The organism is Bacteroides sp. (assembly GCF_052357945.1).
In the GTDB taxonomy this organism is placed as follows: Bacteria; Bacteroidota; Bacteroidia; order Bacteroidales; family Bacteroidaceae; genus Bacteroides.
The window spans coordinates 1-12,421 of record NZ_DAWCXD010000141.1; the positions used below are offsets into that span (position 1 = coordinate 1).

The 12,421-nt window shown below is 43.3% G+C and carries 9 protein-coding genes; 2 read left to right on the forward strand and 7 right to left on the reverse strand.

The genetic code is table 11. The annotated features are described in order from the left end of the window. The 6 genes from ACT8YW_RS18690 to ACT8YW_RS18715 all read right to left on the reverse strand — a co-directional run. Positions 1 to 992, reverse strand: a 992-nt coding sequence (locus ACT8YW_RS18690; protein WP_444106725.1) for an aminoglycoside phosphotransferase family protein, incomplete at its 3' end; no start/stop codon positions are given. 126 nt (positions 993 to 1,118) lie between these two features. Then, a complete protein-coding gene (locus ACT8YW_RS18695) occupies positions 1,119 to 1,748 on the reverse strand; it encodes a flavodoxin (RefSeq protein ID WP_444106736.1) in 630 nt (209 codons plus the stop codon). Positions 1,749 to 1,813: 65 nt separating this feature from the next. After that, complete coding sequence (locus ACT8YW_RS18700; protein ID WP_444106727.1) at positions 1,814 to 2,899, reverse strand: alpha/beta hydrolase; 1,086 nt, start codon at positions 2,897 to 2,899, stop codon at positions 1,814 to 1,816. 31 nt (positions 2,900 to 2,930) lie between these two features. Next, on the reverse strand, positions 2,931 to 3,869 hold the full coding sequence (locus tag ACT8YW_RS18705; RefSeq protein ID WP_195355270.1) for an EFR1 family ferrodoxin: 939 nt from the start codon (positions 3,867 to 3,869) through the stop codon (positions 2,931 to 2,933). Positions 3,870 to 3,939: 70 nt separating this feature from the next. Then, complete coding sequence (locus ACT8YW_RS18710; RefSeq protein WP_444106729.1) at positions 3,940 to 4,434, reverse strand: cupin domain-containing protein; 495 nt, start codon at positions 4,432 to 4,434, stop codon at positions 3,940 to 3,942. A 9-nt stretch (positions 4,435 to 4,443) separates the two neighbouring features. After that, positions 4,444 to 6,120: an alpha/beta fold hydrolase gene (locus ACT8YW_RS18715; RefSeq protein ID WP_444106738.1), complete on the reverse strand. Its 1,677-nt coding sequence runs from the start codon at positions 6,118 to 6,120 to the stop codon at positions 4,444 to 4,446. A 339-nt stretch (positions 6,121 to 6,459) separates the two neighbouring features. On the opposite strand from ACT8YW_RS18715, the gene ACT8YW_RS18720 reads away from it, so the two are divergent. Both ACT8YW_RS18720 and ACT8YW_RS18725 read left to right on the forward strand, forming a co-directional pair. Then, positions 6,460 to 7,356 (forward strand): helix-turn-helix domain-containing protein, encoded by an 897-nt coding sequence (locus tag ACT8YW_RS18720; RefSeq protein WP_250700985.1) that lies wholly within the window; start codon positions 6,460 to 6,462, stop codon positions 7,354 to 7,356. A gap of 333 nt (positions 7,357 to 7,689) precedes the next feature. Then, positions 7,690 to 11,637, forward strand: a complete 3,948-nt coding sequence (locus ACT8YW_RS18725) for a hybrid sensor histidine kinase/response regulator transcription factor (protein WP_444106732.1) — start codon at positions 7,690 to 7,692, stop codon at positions 11,635 to 11,637. A gap of 175 nt (positions 11,638 to 11,812) precedes the next feature. Here ACT8YW_RS18725 and ACT8YW_RS18730 read toward each other — a convergent pair. Beyond that, the coding region (locus ACT8YW_RS18730) for a transaldolase family protein (RefSeq protein WP_444106734.1) at positions 11,813 to 12,421 on the reverse strand (609 nt) is incomplete at its 5' end.

The window sequence follows — 12,421 nt, forward strand, 5'->3', positions numbered from 1 at the left end:
TGTTTCAGTCCGGTAAGCTCCCGCAAAACGTTACAGAGATACGGATATTCCGGATATTCTTCTTTCAACAATTCACGCAGGTTCTCGATGGCATAGGGAACACTTTGGATAAAATGCGGTTTCTTTTCAAAGTAACCACGGAAACCGTAGGCTCCCAGCACTTGCAGCGTACGGAAAAGGACAAAGTGGCGAAGCTGGCTATAAAAATAGGATTCGTCAATCGGTTGGTATTTGCGAAGAGCTTCCATATACTCTTGCAACAGTTCTTTACGGAGGCTATCGGGATATTTCGCTTTCGCTTGCCACAGGAAAGAGGCTATGTCGTAATAGAACGGGCCTTTACGTCCTCCTTGAAAGTCAATAAACCATGGTTCGCCATCTTTTATCATCACATTACGGCTCTGAAAATCACGATACATAAAAGTAGCGGAAGAACTACGAAGCAAGACATCACTCATTTTCTGGAAATCATCTTCCAGTTTATCCTCCTGAAACTCCATACCGGTAGCTTTCAGGAAGCAATATTTAAAGTAATTCAAATCCCACAAAATGGAACGTTGATTGAACTCCGGTTGAGGATAACAACGGGAAAAATCAAATCCATCGGCCCCGGCAAACTGAATAGCAGGAAGCAGACGAATCGTTTTGCGGAGCAACTCTTTCTCCTCTTCTGAAAAGACACTGGTAGCACGTCCTTTCTCTATGGCATGAAACAATAGAGCATCTCCCAAATCTTCCTGCAAATAATAGGTTTTATCTTCCGAGACAATGCGAACTTCGGGAACAGGCAGACCGCACTTACGGAAGTGCCCCGCCATATAAAGAAATGCTTCATTCTCATCCATTGAAGCCCCGTAGACTCCAATCAACGGCTGAATACCCGTCAACCGAAAATAACGGCGGTTGGAACCGGAAGACGGTAATTCTGTTATGTTTTCAGCGGGAACGCCCGTATATGACTGATAAAGTTTCTGTAGTTCTTCAATAATCATAGTCGTATATTTTCGAGCAAAGATAGAGAATCTAGCTAAATAATACTATCTTCCCGCTGATAAAAACCGCCTACTTTACCAAATCCGTGGTGTATAGGTCTTTATTCCGATGACATGGTACATGACTCATTCAATCGTTACTCCCATTCTTCTCAACCATGCTTCTACCCCGCTGGCACGACCGGGCATATCGATCCCGTCATCATCAGGGCGTCCGGGAGTCGTAATATCATCCGGATCAAGATCCTCCGGAAGAGTTGCCGGGATATGTTTCGAATTAGGAGTCAGTTTGTAAATCTTCTGCATTGATTCGTTGAGATAAGTTGTTGCGCCATAAGTGATAAACGGAATAATCGTTTTACCGCTCAAATCATAATTGTCGAGAAAGGTACAAACAACCATAGCAGGTTGGTGCCACCAGCAAGGCGAACCGACAAAAATCGTATCATACTGCGCGATCGTTTCGGCAGCAGGCAGATTGGCTACCCCCGGACGTAAATCATTGTAAGCTTCGTTTTGAACACGGTCGCTGTCGTCATAGGGATTCGAGGCATAAGGAACAGATGCCCTGATACGATATACATCAGTCCCAAGTAGTTCTACAATACGTTCTGCAACCGCTTGCGTATTACCTGTTGCAGAGAAATAAGCAACCAAAATTTTACTGTTGCCAGATAATTGATCGGGAGTGTCCGGTTGTTCCGTCCCCGAAACAGAATTATCATCATTCTTTGAACAAGCAGCCGCTATTGTCAGGGAAAAGAATAAAAAGGGGATAAAAAGGGGATTAAAAGTAACTTTCTCATACGTTGTTTTTTATATTATTTATTCAATTTGTTATGATGCAGCCACTCGGTCAGCAAATCTGCAATCTCAATATTATTAAGGTCAGACATCATGAAATGTGTATTGCCCCGAATACCCATTTTAGGAAGTTCAACCAATGTAGCATTACCACCGTGACGATTGATTGCTTCCACAAACTTACGCCCCATCTGAAGCCGTACCCGCCAATTCTCACCGCCAAGTTTATCGGTTACTTCTTCAGGAATATAATCACCGAAATAAAGGACAATTGGAATTTTTGTCAGTTTCATAAAATCGTCCATCGGCACACTTACTCCCTTAAGTGTTCCCGTCAAACCCGGCATCGGTTCAGGAACTTCTTCTTCAGGAAAAACATACGTTCCCGGCTCGTAAGATACGATCCCCCGAATATTCGGATTTTCGATAGCTGCCAGCCATCCCGGAAATCCTCCTGCCGAATGTGTTACGATAATTCCCTCACCGATGCGACCGAACAAAGCATCGAGTGCTGTAAGGTCGGTTTTCATATCGTGCCGACTGATGTCAGGTGTCATTTGGCGAAAGAACTGTTCAAGCGATGCAGAATCAGTCGGAAACTGTACACCCTTATTAAAAGCCGGCCATTCACCGATACGGAAAATATCAAACCAGAATTGCTCGTCTGCCTTCGGTTCTAATTTTGTTTCAGCAGTTGTCCGTCCTGCCCGCCCACGACCGGGCATATCAGCAACATAAGTGCCAAAGCCTCGCCGCAACATTAATGTCTGAAATCCCTCACGTCCGTCAGGTGTCATTTGCCAGCAACGTCCTGACTGTCCATAACCATGGATGAAGACCAACGGAAGCCGATAAGCATCGACCGGAATTTGGAAATCGACAACAGCATGGTCCGCATGATAACTCTGCCCTTGTTCGATAGGCGTACCGAAACCGGTAAATTTACTGTTATCGTATGCGCCAGAGTGTTGAACAACTGTTCCTCCAACAGCAAAACTGCCCTGTTTAACGATTGCAAGCGGCGTATCGGTTACAGATACATTCTGCCCAAAACTACTCACCCACATAAGAAGGATGAATAAACTTATAGATAATCGTTTCATACATATTGTTTTTAAGTAATTACACCTCTTTTTATTGTCTGTTAGCTCTCTTTATATCCACCAGCGAGATATATTCATTCCGGTATCGGGCATTCGGATTTCGTTCACCATTTGCCAACAAAGGGTCCTCGTCATTTTTCTTGAATTGAATAGCTTTCTGCGGACAATTCTGAATGCAGGCAAAACAGAAATCACAATCCCCCTGCATTTTAATGCCGTTTGAAGTAAACTCATAATTTCCACGCGGACAGACATCCGTACAAGCTCCACAATCAATGCAATTCTTCGTGACAACAAAATAATTTTCGCTCCTTTTGAGAAAACCGACTTCCGGGTCGAGCCCTGAACGTGCCATGAATCCAGCGTGCATCTGCCGTTCTTCTTCACTTACCGGTTCGTGCCAATGCCGCCTTTGTGATAAGTCTTCGGTAATCTGCCGCAAGTTCTCCGGAATATGTTTGTCTATTTTTATCTGTTCATTCATATCGAAGTTCGGCAGCCAGTTATCCACCATGATGAGCGTGTTGATATAGTCGAATTTGTTGCCAGCCTTACTCGATATATCGTTCCATATCTCTACCGAATCGCATTTCCTCGCTCCATAAGTGAGCACTGCAAACTTATATGCTGCTTTTAACTTTGCTTTCTTTATGAAATTCCTCACCATATTAGGCGGCATATGACCGTATATCGGATAAACAAGACCTATTTCATCAGCCTCAAACTCATACCGGTTCTGCTTTACCATTTGCGGAATACTCAACAACTGTTCTTCCGACTCCACTAATTGGCGGGCAGCATGTAAACAGTTTCCCGTGGCAGTGAAATACAAAATGATGCGCTTCTTCTGTGGTTTTTCAGCACAAGAAGTCAAAGCTGGCAATCCTATGGATGAGGCGGCGGCTCCGGCAACCATCATGCCCATTCGTGCTAAAGCTTCTCTACGGCTGATCCTTTTATCTGTTCCCATATCGTTTAATTATATTATTATCAGTTTACACTACTCCTGCCTTCCCAAAAGACAGAAACACCCATTTTGCTTATTCTTCAGCCCGCTCTAATTCATTATACTCTTTATCCGTTACCGGTTCCAACCAGTCGACCGGACCCTTCGAAACCTGTGTACCGATGGCAACATGTGTAAACTCGCTGTCGGGAGCCGCCGCACCGTGCCAATGTACTATATTGGGAGCGATTCTCACAACATCACCGGGATGAAGCACTTGTATGCTTTTTCCTTTTTCCTGATAATATCCCTTCCCTGAAGTACAAAGCAAAATCTGACCGCCCGGATGCGAATGCCAGCTATTGCGCACACCCGGCGCGAAAGTTACATTACTGACAGTGCAGTCCATTGAATCAGTCGCCGCGACAAATCTTTCAAGCCATGCCTCACCCGTAAAGTTCGGATTATCTACTATCAAAGAGCCTTTGGAGAACACATCTTTCTGAACAGTGGCTTCCATCTCTTTCTCATTTTGATTACAGCAAGCACTCATCAGCGCCGCAACAGCAATTATAAATAGTTGTTTCATACTGAGTCGTTATTTTAGGTATTGTTTGAAGTAGTTATCCAACTTGGGAAGCGTTATTTTCAGATATTCCGGACGGTCGTAAAGATCGACGTGGGTAGCACCCGGTACAACGAACAGCTCCTTGGGTTCTGCAGCTTTTGCATAGGCATCTTCCGAGAAATAGGCAGATACGGCATTCTCTCCTGCGATGAAAAGTAACGGGCGTGGTGAAATCGTTTCAATCTGTACAAACGGGAAGAAGTTCATCATCGGCGCAAGGCTCGTATAAGAATAATAGGCCGTAGAGTTAGGATGCTGTCCACGCGCAGGATTATCATAATAATCGAGGAAGTCGAGAGCGTATTTGGGTGTCGAAGCATCCACCTTCTCCGGCAGGGCGCGGATATCTTTACGGCCTGCCCCGCCAAATTCTATCGTACGCTGACGACCGATTTCGTCGAGTGACGCCATCCGTTGTTCATAAGTCATCGAATCGCCTACACCCTGGCGGCGGGCACGTCCCATATCGTACATGCTGATTGTTGCCACAGCTTTGATACGATGATCTATTTGCGCAGCACTCACCGAATAGCATCCGCCACCACAAATACCAATCACCCCGATTTTATCAATATCAACCGCCGGATGATTCGACAGAAAATCAACTGCTGCACTGAAATCCTCCACACGTACTTCGGGAGACTCTATACGCCGCGGATAACCACCACTTTCACCATAATAGGAAGCGTCAAATGCCAGTGTAACATACCCCTGTTCAGCCAGACGGCGTGCATAAAGCCCCGAAGTCTGTTCCTTTACACCACCGAAAGGATGACCGACAACCAGTGTCGGGTATCTCTTTGCCGGATCATAATTGGCAGGGAGATAAAGATCACCAACCACATCAATCAGAAAACGGTTGTGAAATGTAACCTTCTGTTTCTTCACTCCATTTTCCACGACTACAACCGGTGTCCCGGGATTGACTATTAATCCTTTACTTTGCAATACTTCATCCAGCACCATCCGTCCGGCATCAGCTTCGTCACGACCTATCTGCTTCTCAACGATGGCAAGCAAATGGCGCAATTCGTCGGGCGTAACGCCCACATTCAAAGCAATACCTATATGGCCTTTCATCATTGGTTCTACCCCACCAACGGCAGCTAATACTGCTACGGTAGCAATTTCACGTTCGGAATAGGTCAGCACGTCACGTTCGAAAATATCGGCAAAAAGATGTTCTTTGAGAAACACTTCAATCTCGGGAGCCAATACAGCATAATCCGCTTTCGGAGCATCAACCGGTGCACCCGAAATCCTGGCTAGTATATCCCGTCCGCGGTCGTACTTGCTTCGGGTATCGGTAATTGGTGAAGCTTCACGCCCTCTTTTATCCTCAATACCGTTTGCCTTACGCTCATCGAGTACGGCGACAAAAGTCTGTAATCCGCGAAGAGCTCGCGGAAAACCGCAATAAGCATAAGAATGAACCATTATCTCTTTCAATTCATTGACGGTCATTCCGTCTTCCAATCCTGCAACGAGGGCTGGTCTCAGTTTTGCAAGGTCTCCTTTACCCACAAGGGCGGCAACCTCTACGATATATTGCTGCTTCTTATTCATCACTTGTTCTGCTTTCGGGATTTGTGCCATGCCTAAAGAGGCAAGACAAACCATCCATATTCCTAAAATGTACTTTTTCATTATAACCCTTTTTCTAAACGGACTAAACAGCCCAGAGCCAACATCCAGTCCGATAGCGGACATTTGCAATTTCTTGTTTCCTAATTTTCTGTACTTCATACTCTCGTTATTTAAATGATTCAAATTACCAACTTTCGATGATGCAAAATTATGTGATAAATAGAAGCGCGTCCATAGACGGATTACGGTTTCAAATACCAATTTTACTGATTGGATATGGCTTGCTTTCAGCAGAATAACACAAATTACATAATCACTAACCGATATTACTGATTCTGCTACCGAAAGATTGCTTGTATATAAAATTCTGCTATCTTTGCCATAGAAAAAAAATAGAGTATGGGAACAATCATAAAGTTAGATTCGGTGCAAGACTACAACGAACTGTTGGGAGTAGAGACTGTTCATCCATTAGTAAGCGTAGTCGATTTTTCGGAATTAGAGAGTGTCCGCCACTGTCTGAAGAATTTTGGTTTTTACTGCATTTTCCTCAAACATATTGATTGCGGCCCGCTACTTTACGGACGTAACCAATATGATTACCAAGAGGGAACGTTAGTCTTTATTGCACCGGGACAGGTTGCCGGTGTTGATGACGACAAAGTATCGTATCGGTACAAAGGATGGTGTCTGATGTTTCACCCCGATTTGCTGCGTGGCACCTCTCTCGGGCGTCGCATGGCAGATTACTCGTTCTTTTCATACTCGTCGAACGAAGCATTGCACATGTCCGAACGCGAACAGCATATTATCATTAACTGTTTCCACGAAATTAAGGAAGAGCTGCAACACGCCATTGACAAACACTCCAAACAAATCATTACGGCCAATATCGAAGTATTACTCAACCACTGCGTCCGTTTTTACGACCGTCAGTTCGTAACACGTGAAACTGTGAACAAAGACTCACTAACCCGTTTTGAGGGTTTATTACGTGATTATTTTGCTTCGGATAAGCCCCAGCAACTCGGTTTACCCTCGGTTGCATGGTGCGCCGACCAGCTGCATCTATCCGCTAATTATTTCGGTGATCTTATTAAGAAAGAAACCGGAAAATCAGCACAAGAATATATCCAGTTGACCACTATCGACCGTGCTAAAGAATTGCTGATTGAAGGTAATAAATCGGTCAGTGAAATCGCTTACGAATTAGGCTTTAAATATCCGCATCATTTAAGCCGATTATTTAAAAAAGTGGTAGGGATGGCTCCGAATGAATATAAGATAGCAACCTAGCAATTCTCATTATATGGAAGGATTTTCAGTGCAGGGATTAAAGGTTTTCAGTGCAGAAATTTATAATAGTTTATGCAGTCGAGTAGTCATCCCCTTATAATGGGACAAATGTCATCTTATAGAATGATAAATAGCACCTTATAAGATGACTATTATCCCATTACAAGGGGACAACTTATCTTTAAGGACGGAAAGCTTTAAAGATACAAAATTAAATAGAGAAAAGCAACTATATATAACTCTTTTACCTGAAGGAATACAAAATAAGTTTGCTTTTCAACAAACATTCATCCGAATGTATTATCTTTGTTTTAGTTTAACTGACCTAATCTCATGAGAAGAAAGACCTTTTTACTACTATGCATCGCATTTATCACACTGTTTATCGGCATCTCCCCTCTTCAAGCCGGTCATTATTACTATAAGCAAATCTCACTAAAAGACGGACTGCCTTCTACCGTACGATGCATCTTAACGGATGAACAAGGTTTTGTATGGATTGGAACCCGCTCCGGACTGGGACGATATGACGGACATGAACTTAAAAAGTATGTCCATCAGTCAAACAACCCTCATTCCATTCCTCACAATTTAATCTACCAGCTGATAGAAGATGTACAAAACAATATATGGATTCTGACAGATAAGGGAGTGGCACGTTATCAGCGGCAAAGCGATGACTTTCTTATACCGACTGATGAAACAGGAAATAATATCATCGCCTATTCCGTCTGCCTGACTGATGATGGAGTGTTATTCGGTTCGAAAAATAAAATCTTTTTCTATAATTATCAGGATGCCACTTTCCGCCTCCTGCAAACGTTTGACCTAGAGCCCAATTATAATGTGACTCTGCTAAGTCTATGGGATAAACGAACATTACTTTGTTGTAGTCGCTGGCAAGGACTACTCCTGCTCGACCTGAATACCGGAAAATGCCGCCGTCCTCCTTTCGATTGCGGAAAGGAAATAATGAACGTACTCATAGACTCACAAAAAAGAATCTGGGTAGCCCCTTACAACGGAGGGCTGAACTGCCTGACACACGACGGTAAACTACTGGCTACATATACTACCCACAACTCTTCTCTAAGTAACAATGTTGTACTAAGTCTCGCCGAACGGGAAGGAGAAATCTGGATTGGAACAGACGGAGGAGGCATTAATATTCTTGACCCGGAAACCGGACATTTTTCTCTGCTGGAACATGTGCCCGGAAGTGACAACTATTCACTTCCCGCCAACTCTATCTTATGCCTATACAACGACCACAACAACAATATATGGGCAGGCAGCATCCGCAACGGACTAATCAGCATCCGGGAAGTTTCCATGAAAACATATACAGACGTACCACCCGGCAACGACCGGGGACTTAGCAACAATACCGTTCTAAGTCTTTTCCAGGAATCTCAAGATCAAATCTGGGTAGGCACGGACGGAGGAGGTATCAACAACTTTAATCCGCTCACAGAGAAATTTACTCATTATCCCTCAACCTGGGAAGACAAAGTTGCCTCTATCTGTCAGTTTACTCCCGGTAAATTATTAATTTCTATTTTCTCACAAGGAGTATTTATTTTCAATCCGGCAACTGGAGAAAAACAACCTTTCACCATTGTCGACGCTGAAACAACAGCACTCTTATGCAATCGAGGCAAGGCTGTAAATCTACTCCGGAACACTCATCACAGCATTCTGTTCCTTGGAGAACATATCTATATATATGATTTGAATACACGTACTTTCAGTACGGCTATAGAACAGGAAGAACAAGATATTATCGGTGCTCTCCTACCAATCGGCAATTATAGGAACACCACTTATCTAAATGATACGAAGCACATATATGAACTGGACAACCATACAAACCGGCTGAAAGCCCTATACAGATGCTGGAAAGACACGACCATCAACTCCGTTTCAAGAGACGAAGAGGGAAACTTCTGGATTGGGAACAATTACGGATTGGTACACTACAATCCCGCCACCAAAATACAGACTCCGATCCCGACCTCTCTATTTAGTGAAATCACTTTGATCGTATGCGACCAGCAAGGAAAAGTATGGATAGGAGCTGACAGCATGCTTTTCGCTTGGCTTATCAAAGAAAAAAAGTTCGTTCTATTCGGCGAATCAGACGGCGTAATCCAGAACGAATATCTTTCCAAACCCCGCCTGTTAAGTATGCAGGGAGACGTCTATATGGGTGGAGTAAAAGGTTTACTGCACATTAACTGCAAAATACCATTAACAACTTCTGAACTTCCCCAACTCCAATTATCCGATGTCATCATCAATGGAGAATCCGTGAATAACGAATTAACCAATCGCCCAACAGGGATCTCCGCTCCCTGGAACAGTAATATCACTATCCGGATCATGTCGAAAGAAAAGGACATTTTCCGACAGAAAGTGTACAGATACCAGATAGAAGGGCTGAATGACCAGCAAATCGAATCATACAATCCCGAACTGGCTATACGTTCACTTCCTCCGAGAAGTTATAAGATTATGGCTTCATGTACAGCTAAAGATGGCAGTTGGATTCCCAGTCAGGAAGTACTGGAACTAACCATTCTCCCTCCCTGGTATCGGACATGGTGGTTTATTCTTAGCTGTACCGTTCTTACTGCTGCCGCTATTATTGAAACTTTCCGAAGAACTCTAAAGCGTAAGGAAGAAAAACTGAAATGGGCAATGAAGGAACATGAACAACAGGTATATGAAGAAAAAGTACGTTTCCTTATTAATATCAGTCATGAGTTGCGCACACCTTTAACGCTCATACACGCACCGCTTAGCCGGATACTGAAATCGCTTTCTGCCGAAGATACACAATATTTACCTATAAAAGCAATCTATCGCCAGTCACAGCGAATGAAAAACCTTATTAATATGGTACTCGATGTACGCAAAATGGAGGTTGGGGAAAGTAAATTGCAGATACAGCCGTATGCTCTCAATCAATGGATTGAACATGTATCCCAAGATTTCGTCAGCGAAGGTGAAGCTAAAAACGTCCGTATCCGCTATCAGCTTGACCCACAGGTCAATACTGTAAGTTTCGATAAAGATAAGTGTGAGATTATTCTAAGTAATCTGCTTATCAATGCCTTAAAACACAGTCCACAAGATGCAGAAATAACAATTACATCGGAGTTTCTTTCCGAAAAAAACAGCGTGCGTATCTCCATCATAGATCAGGGAAACGGATTGAAACAAGTAAATACAAAGAAGCTCTTCACCCGCTTCTATCAAGGTACAGGAGAGCAAAGCGGTACAGGTATCGGATTATCTTATTCCAGGATTCTGGTAGAACTACACGGAGGCTCCATCGGTGCACGGGATAATCAGGAAGCTGGTGCAACATTCTTCTTTGAACTACCCTTAAGACAACAATCGGAAGAGATCGTCTGTCAGCCGAAAGCATATCTAAACGAATTGATGAACGATGATAGCAAAGAACTGTTACCGGAGGAAAATACGTTCGATACGAGTCCTTACAGTATTCTAGTGGTGGATGACAATCCGGATTTGACGGATTTTCTGAAAAAGTCACTGGGAGAATATTTCAAACGGGTAGTGATTGCTTCCGATGGTGTGGAAGCCCTTCAACTGACTAGAAATCATGCTCCGGATATTATCGTCAGTGACGTGATGATGCCGAGAATGAATGGATATGAACTTTGCAAAAATATAAAGGAAGATATTACGATCAGTCACATTCCTATCATTCTGCTGACAGCAAGAGATGATAAACAAAGTCAGTTGAGTGGCTACAAGAATGGGGCGGACGCTTATCTGACTAAGCCCTTTGAGATAGAAATGCTAATGGAAATCATTCGCAACCGATTGAAAAACCGCGAATCTATCAAGAAAAGATATTTGAATACAGGATTAGTCCCTGCGCCGGAAGAGAGCACTTTCAGCCAGGCAGATGAAACATTTCTGCTGAAACTGAATAAAATTATTCAGGAACATCTGGATAGCAGCAATCTGGACGTCACTTTTATCTGCAAGGAGATAGGTATGAGCCGGGCTTCCCTTTACAATAAGCTAAAAGCTCTGACCGATATGGGAGCCAATGATTACATTAATAAATTCCGGATGGAGAAAGCGATCACATTAATCACCAGTACGGACATGTCGTTCACGGAAATTGCCGAGAAGGTCGGCTTCACTACTTCACGCTATTTCAGTACGGCTTTCAAACAATATACAGGAGAAACGCCAACTCAATATAAGGAGAAGAGAAAACAGGAACGGAAAAAAGAGTAATGAGCAGCTACCCGAAAAAACAAATATTCTTTAGGCACGGAATTCTAAGACCTGAGTAAATAACACGGATTTCACAGATTTCACAGTTGTTTTATGATACCATTATTCAAAAGACCGTGAAATCCGTGTAATCCGTGCCTAAAAATTTTAATATATTGCAAGTTTCATTACTTACTCAACCATTGACTTTTTTATAGTCTTCCAGAAACTTCTTCAATCCCGAATCCGTCAATGGATGATTCAATAAACCCTTGATAGCACTCAACGGACAAGTAGCAACGTCCGCTCCCACTTCCACACATTCGATAATATGTTTCGTATTGCGGATAGAAGCAGCGAGCACTTGTGTCTTGTAATCATAGGTACGATACATACGTACAATATCTCCCACAAGCCCTACTCCATCTTCACAAATATCGTCCAGACGACCGACAAAAGGCGAAACATAGGTAGCTCCGGCTTTAGCTGCCAGTAATGCCTGTCCTACTGAAAAGACTAATGTACAGTTAGTACGGATTCCCTTTTCCGTGAAATGTTTGATCGCTTTAATGCCATCGGCAATGCAGGGGACTTTTACTACAATATGCGGATTGAGCGCGGCAAGTTCTTCACCTTCACGAATCATTCCTTCATAATCGGTTGCTATCACTTCGGCACTGACATCTCCGTTGACAATCTTGCATATCTTGATATAATGTTCACGCTGATTCTGCGTTCCTTTGATACCTTCTTTCGCCATCAGCGAAGGGTTGGTAGTCACTCCGTCAAGTACTCCGAGGTCATA

Coding starts and splice junctions, on each gene's coding strand:
- ACT8YW_RS18700 (WP_444106727.1), bottom strand. CDS start 2,899: ATGAAACGATTATCTATAAGTTTATTCATCCTTCTTATGTGGGTGAGT.
- ACT8YW_RS18705 (WP_195355270.1), bottom strand. CDS start 3,869: ATGGGAACAGATAAAAGGATCAGCCGTAGAGAAGCTTTAGCACGAATG.
- ACT8YW_RS18710 (WP_444106729.1), bottom strand. CDS start 4,434: ATGAAACAACTATTTATAATTGCTGTTGCGGCGCTGATGAGTGCTTGC.
- ACT8YW_RS18715 (WP_444106738.1), bottom strand. CDS start 6,120: ATGAAAAAGTACATTTTAGGAATATGGATGGTTTGTCTTGCCTCTTTA.
- ACT8YW_RS18720 (WP_250700985.1), top strand. CDS start 6,460: ATGGGAACAATCATAAAGTTAGATTCGGTGCAAGACTACAACGAACTG.
- ACT8YW_RS18725 (WP_444106732.1), top strand. CDS start 7,690: ATGAGAAGAAAGACCTTTTTACTACTATGCATCGCATTTATCACACTG.